Origin of the sequence: Caenimonas terrae (assembly GCF_042655405.1) — a bacterium.
Taxonomy (GTDB): Bacteria; Pseudomonadota; Gammaproteobacteria; order Burkholderiales; family Burkholderiaceae_C; genus Ramlibacter; species Ramlibacter terrae_A.
In genome coordinates this window covers 302,529-317,101 of record NZ_JBHSMF010000015.1, presented here as the reverse complement: position 1 = coordinate 317,101, position 14,573 = coordinate 302,529, and the positions used below count along the sequence as shown (strand labels likewise).

12 protein-coding genes are annotated in these 14,573 nt (G+C 69.1%); 5 read left to right on the top strand and 7 right to left on the bottom strand.

Annotation, left to right across the window (positions count from 1 at the left end):
• Positions 1 to 19 precede the first annotated feature (19 nt).
• Entirely contained in the window at positions 20 to 766 is a 747-nt protein-coding gene (locus tag ACFPOE_RS23520) for an SDR family NAD(P)-dependent oxidoreductase (protein WP_376852779.1), read from the bottom strand.
• Complete coding sequence (locus ACFPOE_RS23515; RefSeq protein ID WP_376852778.1) at positions 763 to 1,497, bottom strand: SDR family oxidoreductase; 735 nt, start codon at positions 1,495 to 1,497, stop codon at positions 763 to 765. Before ACFPOE_RS23515 ends, ACFPOE_RS23520 begins: the two co-directional genes overlap by 4 nt.
• 115 nt (positions 1,498 to 1,612) lie before the next feature.
• Here ACFPOE_RS23515 and ACFPOE_RS23510 point away from each other — a divergent pair, with 115 nt between their 5' ends.
• Genes ACFPOE_RS23510 through ACFPOE_RS23500 form a run of 3 tightly spaced genes read left to right on the top strand, consistent with a single transcriptional unit; the run spans position 1,613 to position 4,965 of the window.
• Positions 1,613 to 2,335 carry a FadR/GntR family transcriptional regulator gene (locus ACFPOE_RS23510; RefSeq protein WP_376852777.1) on the top strand — a complete coding sequence of 241 codons (723 nt, stop codon included), beginning with the start codon at positions 1,613 to 1,615 and terminating at the stop codon, positions 2,333 to 2,335.
• 10 nt (positions 2,336 to 2,345) lie between these two features.
• Positions 2,346 to 3,872 carry a UxaA family hydrolase gene (locus ACFPOE_RS23505; protein WP_376852776.1) on the top strand — a complete coding sequence of 509 codons (1,527 nt, stop codon included), beginning with the start codon at positions 2,346 to 2,348 and terminating at the stop codon, positions 3,870 to 3,872.
• Positions 3,873 to 3,888: 16 nt separating this feature from the next.
• The gene (locus ACFPOE_RS23500; protein WP_376852775.1) at positions 3,889 to 4,965 is read left to right on the top strand and encodes a malate/lactate/ureidoglycolate dehydrogenase; all 1,077 of its coding nucleotides are present in this window, start codon (positions 3,889 to 3,891) and stop codon (positions 4,963 to 4,965) included.
• An 83-nt stretch (positions 4,966 to 5,048) separates the two neighbouring features.
• Here the strand turns inward: ACFPOE_RS23500 and pdeM are convergent, their stop codons facing one another.
• From pdeM to ACFPOE_RS23475, 5 genes are all read right to left on the bottom strand, one after another.
• Entirely contained in the window at positions 5,049 to 5,720 is a 672-nt protein-coding gene (gene pdeM, locus ACFPOE_RS23495; RefSeq protein ID WP_376852774.1) for a ligase-associated DNA damage response endonuclease PdeM, read from the bottom strand.
• 12 nt (positions 5,721 to 5,732) lie between these two features.
• Positions 5,733 to 6,374, bottom strand: coding sequence for a nucleoid occlusion factor SlmA (gene slmA / locus ACFPOE_RS23490; RefSeq protein WP_376852773.1), 642 nt, complete (start codon positions 6,372 to 6,374; stop codon positions 5,733 to 5,735).
• Positions 6,375 to 6,482: 108 nt separating this feature from the next.
• Positions 6,483 to 7,373: an acetylglutamate kinase gene (argB, locus tag ACFPOE_RS23485; RefSeq protein ID WP_376852772.1), complete on the bottom strand. Its 891-nt coding sequence runs from the start codon at positions 7,371 to 7,373 to the stop codon at positions 6,483 to 6,485.
• 62 nt (positions 7,374 to 7,435) lie between these two features.
• Positions 7,436 to 8,539, bottom strand: a complete 1,104-nt coding sequence (locus ACFPOE_RS23480) for an MraY family glycosyltransferase (protein WP_376852771.1) — start codon at positions 8,537 to 8,539, stop codon at positions 7,436 to 7,438.
• A 40-nt stretch (positions 8,540 to 8,579) separates the two neighbouring features.
• The gene (locus tag ACFPOE_RS23475; RefSeq protein ID WP_376852770.1) at positions 8,580 to 9,257 is read right to left on the bottom strand and encodes a glycosyltransferase family protein; all 678 of its coding nucleotides are present in this window, start codon (positions 9,255 to 9,257) and stop codon (positions 8,580 to 8,582) included.
• A 305-nt stretch (positions 9,258 to 9,562) separates the two neighbouring features.
• Between ACFPOE_RS23475 and rfbB the strand changes: the two genes are divergently transcribed.
• Positions 9,563 to 10,651: a dTDP-glucose 4,6-dehydratase gene (gene rfbB, locus ACFPOE_RS23470; RefSeq protein ID WP_376852769.1), complete on the top strand. Its 1,089-nt coding sequence runs from the start codon at positions 9,563 to 9,565 to the stop codon at positions 10,649 to 10,651.
• A 5-nt stretch (positions 10,652 to 10,656) separates the two neighbouring features.
• Entirely contained in the window at positions 10,657 to 14,571 is a 3,915-nt protein-coding gene (locus ACFPOE_RS23465) for a methyltransferase domain-containing protein (protein WP_376852768.1), read from the top strand.
• Positions 14,572 to 14,573 lie beyond the last annotated feature (2 nt).

Below are 14,573 nucleotides of genomic sequence, written 5' to 3'. Positions count from 1 at the left end.
GTTGGTCGATAGCGGGAATCTAATACGTCGAGCGGCCGCCCGACAGGTCGAACACCGCGCCGGTCGAAAACGAGCAGTCGTCGGTGCACAGCCAGGCCACCATTGCGGCCACTTCCTGCGGCGTGCCGAAGCGCGCCATCGGGATCTTGGACAGCATGAAGGCGATGTGCTCGGCGCTCATCTGGTCGAAGATCGCGGTCTTCACCGCCGCCGGCGTCACGCAGTTCACGCGCACTTCGGTGTCCGCCAGTTCCTTGCCCAGCGACTTGGTCAGCGCGATCACGGCTGCCTTGCTGGCGCTGTAGGCGCTGGCGTTGGGATTGCCGTCCTTGCCGGCCACCGAGGCGATGTTGACGATGCGGCCCCAGCCCTGCGCCCGCATCAGCGGCGCCACCTCGCGGCAGCAGTGGAACAGGCCGTGCACGTTGACGGCGAACACGTCGCTCCAGGCCTGCACCGGATAGTCCCAGACCTTGGTGTTGGGGCCGGTGATGCCGGCGCTGTTGACCAGCGCATCGATGCGCGGCGCATTCGCCAGCGTGGCCTGCACCGCCGCCTGCACCGACGGATGCCGGGCGACGTCCACCCCGACCGCCCGCGTGCCGCCGCCCAGCTCGCCGGCCGCGCGCTGCGCGCCCGCCTCGTCGCGGTCCCACAGCGTCACTGTCCCGCCGGACGCGATCAGCCGCTGGGCGATCGCGTAGCCCAGGCCGGTGGCGCCGCCGGTGACCACCGCATGGCGGCCCTTGAAATCGAGCTGGTTCATATCGTCATCCCGCCGTCGTTGGCGTAGACCTGGCCGGTGACGAAAGCCGATTCGTCGCTGGCCAGGAACACCACCAGCGGCGCCATCTCGTGGGCCTGGGCCAGCCGGCCCATCGGCTGGCGGGCGATGAAGTTCTGGCGCGCCTGCACCGGGTCTTCGTAGGCGTTGATGCGGTCCTGCAGCGAGGGCGTGTCCACCGTACCCGGCGCGATCGCATTGCAGCGGATGCCGCGGCCGACGAAATCGGCGGCGACGCTCTTGGTCAGGCCCACCACCGCGGCCTTCGAGCTGCCGTAGATGAAGCGGCTGGGCAGGCCCTTGAGGCTGCCGCAGACGCTGGCCATGTTGATGATGCTGCCGCCGCCCTTGGCCAGCATGGCCGGCAACGCGGCCTGGATCATCCAGAACTGCGAGCGCACGTTAAGGTCGAAGGCGAAATCCCAGTCGGCGTCGGTGGCCTCCAGGACGGTGCCGTTGTGCACGACGCCGGCGCAGTTGAACAGCACGTCCAGCGGCGGCAAGCCGGCGACCAGCTTGCCGATCGCGGCCTTGTCCAGCACGTCCAGCGCCGCGACCTCGATGCGCGGCACGCCCCGGTAGGACTCCAGCAGCCTGGCGTCGCGGTCCGTGGCCCAGACCTGCGCGCCTTCGGCGGCGAGCGCGAGCGCGCTGGCCCGGCCGATGCCCTGCCCCGCGGCCGTGACGAGGGCGGTCTTTCCTTCCAGTCTCATGCTTGCTCCAGTGGACACCCCGGCGAGGGTTTTGCCGGATGCCGGCGGCGGGGATGTCGCTCACTATAATTGGTCAGGCCACTTGGCCAATTCTGGCTAACCCTTAAGGCGAATCGTGCCGCTCCAATCCGTCGAACCGCAACGCCTTTACCGGCAGATCGCCGAGCAGCTGCGCTCGCTGATCGCCAGCGGCGAGTTCCAGCCGGGCAGCCGCCTGCCGGCCGAGCGCGACCTGGCCCGGCAACTGGGCGTGAGCCGGCCGACGGTGCGCGAGGCGCTGATCGCGCTCGAGGTGGAAGACGTGGTGGACGTGCGCACCGGCTCCGGCATCTACGTCGTGCAGCCGGCCACCCGCGCCGGCAAGGCGCGCGCCGCCGCCGCCCGCGACCTGGCCGAATGGGGCCCGCTGGAACTGATGCGGGCGCGCGAACTGGTGGAAGGCGAAGTGGCCGCGCTCGCCGCCCGCAACGCGAAGAAGTCCCAGGTCGCCGCCATCGCGCAGGCGCTGGCCCAGATGCAGGACCAGGCCGGTGCCGGCCTGGCCCCGCGCGCGGGCGACGAAGCCTTCCACACGGCCGTGGCCCTGGCCTGCGGCAACGAAGTGCTGCGCGACACCGTCCACGGCTACTGGCGGGCGCGCAGCGGGGCGCTGTTCGAGCGCCTGGGCGACCACTTCGAGAATCCGGCGTCATGGAAGGCGGCCCTGGGCGAACATACGGCGGTGCTGGAGGCGATTCGCGCCCATGACGCCGGCGCGGCGCGCTCCGCGATGCAATCCCACCTCAAGAAGGCGTACACCCGCTACAGCGCGAGCTGGCGCCGCGCCAACAGTTCATGAAAGGACAGGCATGACTCCATTCATCCGGCTCCATCCGGCAGACGACGTCCTGATCGCGCGCACCCAGCTGGTCGGCGGCTCGGTGGCGCAGGACGTGACCATCAAGGGCCTGATCCCGCCCGGCCACAAGGTGGCGACCCGCGCCATCGCGCAGGGCGAGCCGGTGCGCCGCTACAACCAGATCATCGGCTTCGCCAGCAAGCCGATCGCCGCCGGCGAGCACGTGCACACGCACAACCTCGGCGTCGGCCCCAACGGCGGCGACTTCGCCCGCGACTACGCCTTCGGCGCCGACGTCAAGCCGCCAACCGCCAAGCGCGAGGCCAGCTTCATGGGCATCAAGCGCGGCGACGGCCGGGTGGCGACACGCAACTACATCGGCATCCTGTCCAGCGTGAACTGCTCCGCCACCGCGGCGCGCGCGATCGCGGACCATTTCTCGCGCCAGACCAATCCGGCGGCGCTGGCGGACTACCCGATGGTCGACGGCGTGGTGGCGCTGACGCACGGCACCGGCTGCGGCATGGACACCGAGGGCATGGGCATGCAGATCCTGGAGCGCACGCTGGCCGGCTACGCGACCCATGCCAACTTCTGGGGCGTGCTGGTGGTGGGCCTGGGCTGCGAAGCCAACCAGATCAACGCCTGGCTGGCGCACAGCAGCCTGCGCGAAGGCGACACGCTCAAGGTGTTCAACATCCAGGACACCGGCGGCACCCGCAAGACGGTGGAAAAGGGCATCGCGCTGGTCAAGGAGATGCTGCCGAAAGCGAATGCGGTGAAACGCGAGCCGTGCAGCGCCTCGCACATCACCATCGGCCTGCAGTGCGGCGGCTCCGACGGCTATTCGGGCATCAGCGCCAACCCGGCGCTGGGCGCGGCGGTCGACCTGCTGGTGGCGCACGGGGGCACCGCCATCCTGTCGGAAACCCCGGAGATCTACGGCGCCGAGCACCTGCTGACCCGCCGCGCCATCCGGCGCGAGGTGGGCGAGAAGCTGATCGAGCGCATCCGCTGGTGGGAACATTACACCGAGGTCAACGAAGGCGAGATGAACAACAACCCCTCGCCCGGCAACAAGGCCGGCGGCCTGACCACGATCCTGGAAAAATCGCTGGGCGCCGTCGCCAAGGGCGGCACTACCAACCTGGAGGCGGTGTACGAATACGCCGAACCGGTGAAGGCCCACGGCTTCGTCTACATGGACACCCCGGGCTACGACCCGGTGAGCGCCACCGGGCAGGTGGCGGGCGGCGCCAACATGATCTGCTTCACCACCGGCCGCGGCTCGGCCTACGGCTGCGCGCCCTCGCCTTCGCTGAAGCTGGCGACCAACACGGCGCTGTGGCAGCGGCAGGAAGAGGACATGGACATCAACTGCGGCGAGATCATCGACGGCAAGGCCACGATCGCCGAGATGGGCCGGCGGATCTTCGAGCTGGTGCTGGCCACCGCCTCCGGCGAGGCCTCCAAGAGCGAGAAGCATGGCTACGGCCAGAACGAGTTCGTGCCGTGGCAAGTCGGCGCGGTGATGTGACGTGAAGGAACATTCGATGGACAACAAATTGCTCCAGCCCCAGGCACTGCGCGAGCAATGCGCGGCGGTGCTGATCGGCGCCGGCAGCCTGCCGGACGAAGCGCAGCAGGTCGCCGCCAACCTGGTGCTCGCCAACCTCAGCGGCCACGACTCGCACGGCGTCGGCATGATCCCGCGCTATGTCGATGCGGTGCTGGAGGGCGGCCTCATTCCCAATTCCAGCGCGAAGGTGCAGCTGGACGCCGGCAGCCTGCTGACGCTGGACGGCCAGCGTGGCTACGGCCAGATCGTCGGCGTGCAGGCCATGGAGATGGCCATCGCGCGCGCGACCGAGCTGGGCAGCTGCATCCTCGCGCTGGGCAACGCGCACCACCTGGGACGCATCGGCCACTTCGCGGAGATGGCCGTGGCCCAGGGCCTGGTGGCGATCCATTTCGTCAACGTGCTGTCGCGGCCGGTGGTCGCGCCATGGGGCGGGGGCGACGGCCGGTTCGGCACCAACCCCTGCTGCATCGGCGTGCCGATTGCGGGCCGCGAGCCTTTCGTGCTCGATTTCGCCACCAGCCGGGTGGCGCAGGGCAAGATGCGCGTCGCCCACAACGAAGGCAGGCGGGTGCCCGACGGCTACCTGATCGACCAGCACGGCCGGCCGACCAACGACCCGGGCGTGGTGGTGGTGCCGCAGTCCGACGGGGGTCCGGGCGCCGGCCTGTTCGGCGCGTTGATGCCCTTCGGCGAGCACAAGGGGTACGGAATGGCCGTTGCGTGCGAATTGCTCGGCGGCGCCCTCACCGGCAGCGGCACCTGGCACCGGCAGGCCGACAACGCCAAGGCGGTGATCAACGGCATGCTCGTCATCCTGATCGATCCGAAGCGACTGGGCACGCAGCGCGCCTTCGAGCAGGAAACGCTGGCCTTTGTCGACTGGCTCCGGCGCAGCCCGCCGGCGCCCGGCTTCGATGCGGTGCGCATCGCCGGCGAGCCGGAGCGCGAGGCGCGCAAGAGCCGGGAGCGCGATGGCGTCGCCGTCGACGGGCACACCTGGGCGGAGATCGTCGCGGCCGGGCGGAAGGTTGGCGTCAGCGTCGCATGACAGCGGCATCCCGGACCTGACCCGGGCGCCCGACGCATCGAAGGCCAATCCCGTCGATCAAGGACGGCGCGGCTGAGGCTTCTTCACGGCAGAGCGCGCACCACATCCCCCGCCACCGGGAAGACGCGGTCGCCGGCGCGCGGCTCGATGCCGTGCATGCCGGTGAATGCGCCGAATGCGGGCAGCACGCCGACGGCATGCGCCGGCCGGGCCCCGCTGTCGTCGCCGAACCAGAAGCAGGGCAGCCGCAGCCGCTCGAAGGCGCGGCCCCTGACGCTGATGCAGGGATGCCAGTGGCCGGCCAGCACGTAGCGTCCGGCGATCGGCCTGGGGTGGTGGCACAACGCGAACGGGCCCACCGGCAACGGTTCGTCGACCACTTCGATGCCGAAGCTGGACGGCGGGTCGCCGGCCCGGTCGTCGTGGTTGCCGCGCACCAGCGTCAATTCCAGGTCCGCGTGCGCCTCGCGCCAGCGGCCGATCGCCGCCAGCGTGCCGGCGGCATGGGAACGGCGCGAATGCAGGAAGTCGCCCAGGAACACGATGCGCCGGGCGCCGCTGTCCGCCACCAGGGCGCTGAGCCGGTCCAGGTTGTCGGTGGTGGTGCCGCGCGGCACCGGCACGCCCAGCCGGCGAAAGCTCACCGCCTTGCCGAAGTGGGCATCGGCGATCAGCAGGGTGCGGCGTGCTTCCAGGACCATCGCGCCGCTCGGATGGAGCGCGACCGATTCGCCCGCCAGCCGGGTTTCCAACATCGGCGCCGGGCCCTAGAGCATCTGCGCGAGGCTGGCCTCGAGATGCTCGGACGGCATCCGCCGGAAGCCCGAGCGGGCGAATCGCTGCAGCCGCCCGACCGCGAAGCTGGTCAGCATCGATGCCTTGACCTGGGCGTCCGCGCTCGGCGTCGCTGCATCGCTTTCCGCGCCGGTGCGCAGGCTTTGCCGCAGCGTGGCTTCGATCTTGTCGAAGAACTGGTTCATGCGCTGCTGGAGCCGCTCGTTCTCGAACACCAGCGCATCGCCCACCATGACCCGCGTCATTCCCGGATTCTTCTCGGCGAACTGCAGCAGCATGGTCACGATCTTGGCCGCCTGCGCGGCGCCGACGCTTTCACGCTCGGTGATCTGGTTGACCAGGGTGAAGACGCTCTGCTCGATGAACTCGATGAGCCCCTCGAACATCTGGGCCTTGCTGGCGAAGTGGCGATACAGCGCCGCCTCGCTCACCTCCAGCCGCGCGGCCAGCGCCGCGGTCGTGATGCGCTCGGCGCCGGGCTGTTCCAGCATGGTGGCCAGCGCCTGCAGGATCTGCACGCGCCGCTCTCCCGGCTTGGGGCGCTTGCGGACCGGCGCGGCGGCGCTTTCCGCTTCGGGAAGAGGCTCTGGGGTGCTCAGCTGCGAGTCGGGCATTGGGTGGGCAAGAGGTGTGGCGGCAATTCTCGCACAGCCCACTCTGGGGTTTTCCCGCGGCCCGGCAAGCGCCCCGGCGTCCAAGTGCGCGCTTACCCCGCCGGCGCGTCAGAACGACCGGATCATGGTCCCGTAGGCCTGCTCGGTGAGAATCTCCAGCAGCAGCGAGTGCGGCACGCGGCCGTCGATGATGTGGACCGAGTTGACGCCGCTGCGGGCGGCGTCGAGCGCGCCGCTGATCTTGGGCAGCATGCCGCCGGAGATGGTGCCGTCCGCGAACAATTCGTCGATCTCGCGGGCCGTGAGGTCGGTCAGCAGCTTGCCGCTCTTGTCCAGGACCCCGGGCGTGTTGGTCAGCAGCAACAGCTTTTCCGCCTGCAGCACCGTGGCGAGCTTGCCGGCGACGACGTCGGCGTTGATGTTGTAGCTCTCGTTGTCCTCGCCGAAGCCGATCGGGCTGATGACGGGGATGAACTGGTCGTCCTGCAGCGCGATCACGACGCTCGGGTCGATGGTCACGATGTCGCCGACCTGGCCGACGTCGTGCTGCTTGTTCGGGTCGTTGGCATCCACCATCCTGAGCTTCTGGGCCCGGATCATGCCGCCGTCGCGGCCGGTCAGGCCCACGGCCTTGCCGCCGGCCTGGTTGATCAGGCCGACGATGTCCTGCTGCACCTGGCCGGCCAGCACCCACTCCACCACTTCCATGGTTTCGTCGTCGGTCACGCGCATGCCCTGGATGAACTCGCCCTTCTTGCCCAGGCGGTTGAGCGCCTGCTCGATCTGGGGCCCGCCGCCATGGACCACCACCGGGTTCATGCCGACCAGCTTGAGCAGCACCACGTCCTCGGCGAAGTCCGCCTGCAGTTCGGGATCGGTCATGGCGTTGCCGCCGTACTTGATCACCATGGTCTTGCCATGGAACTTGCGGATATAGGGCAGCGCCTGGGCCAGGATTTCGGCCTTGTCGCGCGGCGCAATGGAAGGAAGCGCTGTCATGGGTCCTCGTGAGGATGCGTGGATGGCCAAATTGTGCCGCATGCGCGGCAGGCACCGCTGCCCTAGCGCCTGAGCCAGCGCGGGACGCGGAAGCGCACGATGGTGCGGTACGCAAACACGTACGACACCACGAACAGCAGCGTGAACCCCATCAGCACGTAGGTGTGGTTCCAGAACATGACGGCAGGACACACGGTCAGCAGTGCGAAGCCCCACAGGTAGGGCGAGGTGCGGTTGTTGCGCATCAGCATGCGGCGCGACTCGTCGTCGTGGAAGACTTCGCGCACGATGCGCCGGTAGATCAGCTGGTGGAAGTGCAAGGCGTCGGCCACGCCGGGCGAAACGCCACGGGTGGCCTTGCGCCAGATCGAGAACACCGTTTCCCACACCGGGTAGATCAGCAGCAGCGCCGGGAACCACGGCGAGACCTGCGGATGGCGCTGCACCAGCATCACGCAGGCCATGGCGATCACGACGCCCCACAGGTAGGCCCCGCCGTCACCGGCAAAGATCAGTCCGCGCGGGTAGTTCCAGAGCAGGAAGCCGGCCGTCGCTCCGGCCAGGGACAGCACCAGGCCCGCCAGTTGCCGGTCACCGACCTGGAGCGCGACATACGCCACGGCCAGGCAGCAGATCAGGGCCACCAGCCCGGCCAGCCCGTTGTAGCCGTCGATCAGGTTGAACGCGTGCGGCAGCCCGGTGATGGCGAAGATGGCCAGCGCCATCCCCAGCCAGGGATGGGCCAGCCAGAGGTCGTCGATGCCGGGCAGACCCAGGCTCGGCACAGCGAGCCCGAGCATGCTCACCGCGATGACCGCCGCCAGTCCGGTGAGCAGCAGGCGAAAGCGCGGCCCAAGGCGCTGCGTCAGGTCCTCGATGATGCCGCCGACTGTGGGGATGGTCATCACGACCCACAAGATGAGCGCCATCCAGCCGCTGATGCGGATCTGGTTGCTCAGCCCCAGCGGGCCCGACAGCGCCATCCAGCCCCAGCCGAGCGAGCAGCCCGCCAGCATCGCCGCGCCGCCAAGGCGCGGCACGTGGCCGAAATGGAAACGCTGGGGAACACCGAGGCCGTATTGACGGGCATGCTCTGCGCTGAAGCGCACCAGAAGGGCCGTTGCGACACAGGCGCACGCCAAACACAAAATTACAAGAAAGAGCATCCGGCGCTATTGTCGCGCCTTTTGCAGCGCCCTCCGGGCGTCAAGCCCCGTTGACACGCCAGGACAGGTAACGGCGCAGCGTCGGCTGCATCCAGAGCCGCACCAGGCTGCTCAGATGCCAGACCAGGTAGGCGCCAAGCCGGCGGCTGCTCCATCCGGCGTCGTGCACCGCGGTGGCGTCGGCACGCGCGAGCTTCCAGCCGGCCATCTGCAGGCGCAGACAGAAGTCCACGTCCTCGCAGTACATGTAATAGCTCTCGTCGAAGCCGCCGATGCTGCGCCAGGCCCGCGCCGACACCAGCCAGAAGGCGGCGCTGGCCCAATCGGCGCGGCGCTGCGGGTTCTTGAGCAGGTGGCGGCGCACCAGCGCCATCGGCGTGACCACCTCGCGTTCGTTTTCCTGGCGGGTGCCGTCGGCATTGAGCAGGGACGGGTAGGCGCAGCCGACCTGGGAATCGGACATGCATTGCAGCAGCCGCGGCCAGACCGAAGCATCGCAAAGCTCGATGTCCGGATTGAGGACGCAGAAGAAGTTCGTGCGGCACAGCTCGAAGGCGCGGTTGTGGTTGGTGCCGAAACCCGCCGGCGACTCGTTGAACACCTGCGTCAGCTTGAACGGCCAGCCGATCGCCGGCGTGGGAACCGGTTCGGCCCGCAGGTTGTGGGTCAGGACCACGTGCGCAATGAGGCCGCCATGCACTTCGCAAAGTTGGGCCATGAGCTTTGCGATCCACAGGTCGTGCTCGTGGCTGACGATTGAAACCGTGAGGGTTGCCAGTCCCCTGTTGGGTGGCAAGGTCAAGTGAGTGATGGCGCTGGAGTCTGGCAAAACGCTGGCAACCTATGAAGGCAGAGATCCACGATTCTAATGATTCCGGCCTGCGGCCCGGCCAGGGCCCCGATCGGCCCGGTCCGGCCGCTGGCTCGCCTCCCCTGGCGTTACCGGGCGGACCGAGGGGCGCAACGCTGCGGACACTTACAATCCGAGCGGTTCAAAAGAATATTTCGGAAAACAGCTCAATCATGATTCTAGTGACCGGGGGTTGCGGCTTTATCGGGTCGGCTTTCATCCTGCAATGGCTGCAATCCACCGATGAGCCGGTGGTCAACCTCGACCTGCTGACGTATGCCGGCCATCCGGGCAACCTGAGCGCCCTCGACGGCGACGCGCGTTACAGCTTTCATCGGGGCGACATCGGCGACAGCGCCTTGACCGCCCGGCTGCTGGCCCAGCACAAGCCGCGCGCGGTGCTGAATTTTGCCGCCGAGACCCATGTGGATCGTTCGATTTCGGGGCCGCTGGCCTTCGCCGAAACCAACGTCATGGGAACGCTGAGGCTGCTCGATGCGGTGCTGGCGTACTGGAAGGCCCTGCAGCCGGCCGATGCAGCGGCCTTGCGCTTCCTCCATGTATCCACCGATGAGGTCTACGGGTCGCTGGGCCCCGACGACGCCGGCTTTACCGAAGAACACCGTTACGAGCCGAACAGCCCCTATTCGGCGTCGAAGGCCGCGTCCGACCACTTCGTGCGGGCCTATCGGCACACCTACGGGCTGCCGACCCTCACCACCAACTGCTCCAACAACTACGGGCCGCGGCAGTTTCCGGAAAAGCTGATTCCGCTGGTGATCCACAACGCCGTGCTCGGCAAGCCGTTGCCCATCTACGGCGACGGCCTCCAGGTCCGGGACTGGCTGCACGTGGAAGACCATTGCCGCGCCATCCGGGCGGTGCTGGAGCGCGGCCGGCCGGGGGAAACCTACAACGTCGGCGGCCGCTCGGAGCGCAGCAACCTGGCCGTGGTGCGGGCGATCTGCGACACGCTGGACGCGGTGCGCCCGATGCCGGGAGGCAGGCGCCACAGCGAGCTGGTGACGCACGTGAAAGACCGGCCCGGCCACGACCGCCGCTATGCCATCGACGACAGCAAGATCGCCGGCGAACTCGGGTGGCAGCCCACGATCGGCTTCGAGCAGGGCATCCGCCAGACCGTGGAGTGGTACCTCGCCCACCAGCAGTGGGTGGAGTCGGTCACCAGCGGCGCGTACCGCCAGTGGGTAGACACCCACTACAACGCCCAGGGCGGGTCCGTGGCTCGGGCTGAGGCCTGAGCGGCATGACGGACGCCAGCAAGGACCTGCATGTCTACCTGCGCGCGATCGCGCAGGGCGAGCGAAGCTCCCTGTCCGTGCTGGCCGGCATGGTCGCTGCGGGCAGCCGCGTGCTGGACCTGGGCACCGGCAGCGGGGCGCTGGGCGAGCACCTGCGCGCCCATGCCGGATGCACCGTCGACGGGCTGACCATCAACGAGCAGGAAGCGGCCATCGCGCGGCCGCACTATCGCCGGGTCGAGGTTGGCGACCTGGAGCGCCCGGACTGGCACCTCGCGTTCAGCGGAGAGCACTACGACTTCATCGTCTGCGCCGACGTGCTCGAACACCTGCGCCAGCCGGCAACCGCACTGAACGGCTGCCGCGAGTTGCTCGCGCCGGGCGGCCAGATCCTGATCTCGGTGCCGAATGCAGGCTACTGCGGGCTGGTGGCCGAATTGCTGCACGGCGACTTCACCTACCGCGACGAGGGTTTGCTCGATCGCACCCACCTGCGCTTCTTCACCCGCCGCTCCCTGCTGCAGTTCCTGCAGGCCGAGGGCTGGTCCGCAGGGGCCATCGAAGCGATCGAGCGGCCCCTGAACGAGTCCGAGTTCAAGCTGGCCTTCGATGACCTGCCGCCGGCCGTGGCGCGTTACCTGCTCGCGGTGCCGGATGCGGGCACCTACCAGCTGGTGCTGGCAGCGCGCCCTGGGGTCGGCCCGGTGAGCGACGTCGACGCCGCAGGTCCCGCTGCCGACGCCCTGTTCTCGGCGCAGCTCTATGTCGGCGGCGCCGACGGCTACCGCGAAGACCGCAAGCTGGTTGCGGCCGGCGTGATCGGGCGGGACCGGCAGGTGCTGCGGTTTTCGCTGCCCGCCGGCGCCAATGCGCCCACCGGCCTGCGGCTGGACCCGGCGGACCGGGCCGGCTTCCTGCAACTGCATCGCATCAGCCTGGTGGTGAATGGCCAGGTGGTGTGGCAGTGGCGCTGTGACACCGACGGCCTGCAGGCCCTGGAGGCGGCGGAACACCACGACATGCTGCTGCGCTCTCCCTGGCCGGCCTCGGCCGCCGTGGTTCTGCTGCATGGCGAAGACCCGAACATCATCCTGCCCGTCCCGCTGCGCACCTTGCAGGCCTGCGCCGGCGCTGCCCAAGTCGCCCTCGAAGTGGAGCTGGGCTGGCCGATGTCGGCCGACTACATGGCGCTGGCCGGTGTGGTGCAGCCGCTGGAACAAAAGCTGGAGCGCGTGCGCGTCGAGTCGATCGAAGCGCAGGCGAAGGCCTGGGAGCAGGCGAACGCGCAAACCAGGGCAGTGCGCGCCGAAGCCGAGCAGCTGCGCGCAGACGCCGAGCAGCGCAGGGTCGAAGCCGTTCGCGAAGCGGAACAGACACGCCAGCGCCTGCTGCAGGAGCAGGCTCACGCCGAAGCGCTGGCGCGGGAGCAGCGCGACCTGGCCGAACGGCTTGCGCTGCTGCAGCAGCACAACGCCCGGCTGGGCGACGAGAAAGACCTGCTGGCGCGCGAGAAGCTCGCGCTCCAGATCAACCAGGCCAACCTGGGAAAGATGTATGAAGCCCTGGCTGCCCACTTGCGCTGGATCGAGAGTTCCACCGTGTTTCGCGCGACGCGCCCGCTGGTGCGGGCCAAGATGAAGGTCGAACGGCTGCTTGGCAAGCGCCCGCCAGAGCCGCTGCCGGTCGCCAAGGCGCGGCAGCCCGTGACGCCGACGGTTGCCACCGTCGATGTGATCGTGCCTGTCTACAAGGGCCTTGCGGACACGCGCCAGTGCGTCGAATCGGTGCTGGCGGCCAACTGCGCGACGCCGTGGCGGCTGGTCATCGTGAACGACGCCAGCCCCGAACCCCAGGTCACCGCGTGGTTGCGGGAAGTCGCGCAACGAGACAAGCGCATCCTGCTGCTCGAGAACGCCGACAACCTGGGGTTTGTCGGCACGGTCAATCGTGGCATGACGGTCAGCGACCAGCACGACGTGCTGCTCCTCAACAGCGACACCGAAGTGGCCAACGACTGGCTCGACCGGCTGCGCCGGGCGGCGTACAGCGACGCCCGCATCGCCTCGGTCACGCCGTTCTCCAACAACGCCACCATCTGCAGTTACCCGCGCTTTTGCGAGCCGAACGAGTTGCCGCCGCATTGCGACACGGACAGCCTCGACGCGCTGTTCGCCGCCACCAACGCCGGCCAGGTGGTGGACGTCCCGACCGGCGTCGGGTTCTGCATGTACATCCGGCGCGATTGCCTGGACACCATCGGCCTGTTCGACGTGAAGAACTTCGGCAAGGGCTACGGCGAGGAAAACGACTTCTGCCGGCGCGCCGCCGACGCCGGCTGGCGCAACCTGCATGCCCTCGACACCTTCGTGCTGCACACCGGCGGCGTCAGTTTCGGCGACAGCAAGAGCGCCCGCGAACGGGAGGCGGTGGAGAAGCTGCGCCGCCTGCACCCCAGCTACGACGGCATCGTGCATGCCTTCGTCGCCGCCGATCCGGCCCGCGGAGCGCGGCTGGCGGTCGACGTTGCCCGGGTGCGGGCGCGCGGGCTGCCCGGCGTGGTCGCCGTGCTGCACGACCGCAGCGGCGGCACCGTGCGCCATGCCGGCGAGCTGGCGCAGCACCTGGACGGGCGGGCCGTGTTCTTCTCGCTGCGGCCGACGCCGGGCAGCGCGGTGCGGCTGGAACTGCTCGAGCCCGGCGCCGGCTTCCGGCTGGATTTCGCGCTGCCGTGTCAATGGGAAACGCTGCTGGAGGTGCTGCGCGGACTGGGCATCGCGCACGTGCATTACCACCATCTGCTCGGTCATCGCGACGAGATCCTGCAACTGGGAACGCAGCTGGGCGTGCGCTGGGATTTCACCGCCCACGATTTCTACAGCATGTGCACGCAGATCTCGCTGACCGACGAGACCGACCGTTACTGCGGCGAGACCGGCCTGGGCGAATGCGCGCACTGCGTGCCGAAGGCCCCCGCGCCGGGCGGGCTGGACGTCGCGCAGTGGCGCGCGCGGCATGCCCAGCTGCTGTCCGCTGCACGCCACGTGCTGGCTCCGAGCCGGGACACGGCGCGCCGCTTCGTGCGGATGTTCCCCGCGGCAGACGTGCGGCTGGCGCCGCACACCGACATGGATCGCCTGGCGGGCGTGCCGGCCCCCGAAGTGCTGCCGCTGCCCGCCGATGCCCGCCTGAAGGTGGTCGTGCTCGGCGGCCTGAGCCGCATCAAGGGCGCCGACGTGCTCGAGGACGTTGCGAGCCTGGCGGCCCGCGCCCGGGCGCCGCTCGAGTTCCACCTGATCGGCCACGCCTACCGCGACCTGCTCAAGCAACCCCGGGCCGCGTTGACCGTGCACGGGCCGTACCTGGAAAGCGACCTGCCGGGCCTGCTGGCGTGGATCAAGCCGGACCTGATCTGGTTTCCGGCGCTCTGGCCCGAGACCTACAGCTACACGCTCAGTTCGGCGCTGGTGGCCGGCTGCCCGATCGTGGCGCCCGACATCGGCTCCTTTCCCGAGCGCTTGAGCGGCCGGCGCTGGACCTGGGTGAAGCCGTGGGATACCGCCGCCGCCGACTGGCTGGCGTTCTTCGAGGACGTGCGCCTGAAGAATTTCGTCGAAGGTGTTTCCCCGCAACCCCAATGGGAAGTGGTCGAGAGCAAGGCCGACGCCCTGATCGGCGCCTGGACGTACGACGACTACCTGCGCAACGTGCGGCCGATGGACGTCGCCGCTGCGATCGCGCCCGAATTGCTGACGGCCCTGTCGACCGGCGAAGGCCATGGCACGGACCGGCAACACCGGCGCCTGCGGCGCTGGACGCTGGCGGCGCTGGTGCACCTGCGCGCCGCGCCCCCGTTGCGCCTGGTTGCGCGCGCATTGCCGCTGCGGTTGCAGACCCGCGTCAAGAGCTGGCTGCGGGCCTGAGC

Coding starts and splice junctions, on each gene's coding strand:
- ACFPOE_RS23520 (WP_376852779.1), bottom strand. CDS start 766: ATGAACCAGCTCGATTTCAAGGGCCGCCATGCGGTGGTCACCGGCGGC.
- ACFPOE_RS23515 (WP_376852778.1), bottom strand. CDS start 1,497: ATGAGACTGGAAGGAAAGACCGCCCTCGTCACGGCCGCGGGGCAGGGC.
- ACFPOE_RS23505 (WP_376852776.1), top strand. CDS start 2,346: ATGACTCCATTCATCCGGCTCCATCCGGCAGACGACGTCCTGATCGCG.
- ACFPOE_RS23500 (WP_376852775.1), top strand. CDS start 3,889: ATGGACAACAAATTGCTCCAGCCCCAGGCACTGCGCGAGCAATGCGCG.
- pdeM (WP_376852774.1), bottom strand. CDS start 5,720: ATGTTGGAAACCCGGCTGGCGGGCGAATCGGTCGCGCTCCATCCGAGC.
- slmA (WP_376852773.1), bottom strand. CDS start 6,374: ATGCCCGACTCGCAGCTGAGCACCCCAGAGCCTCTTCCCGAAGCGGAA.
- argB (WP_376852772.1), bottom strand. CDS start 7,373: ATGACAGCGCTTCCTTCCATTGCGCCGCGCGACAAGGCCGAAATCCTG.
- ACFPOE_RS23480 (WP_376852771.1), bottom strand. CDS start 8,539: ATGCTCTTTCTTGTAATTTTGTGTTTGGCGTGCGCCTGTGTCGCAACG.
- ACFPOE_RS23475 (WP_376852770.1), bottom strand. CDS start 9,257: ATGGCCCAACTTTGCGAAGTGCATGGCGGCCTCATTGCGCACGTGGTC.
- rfbB (WP_376852769.1), top strand. CDS start 9,563: ATGATTCTAGTGACCGGGGGTTGCGGCTTTATCGGGTCGGCTTTCATC.
- ACFPOE_RS23465 (WP_376852768.1), top strand. CDS start 10,657: ATGACGGACGCCAGCAAGGACCTGCATGTCTACCTGCGCGCGATCGCG.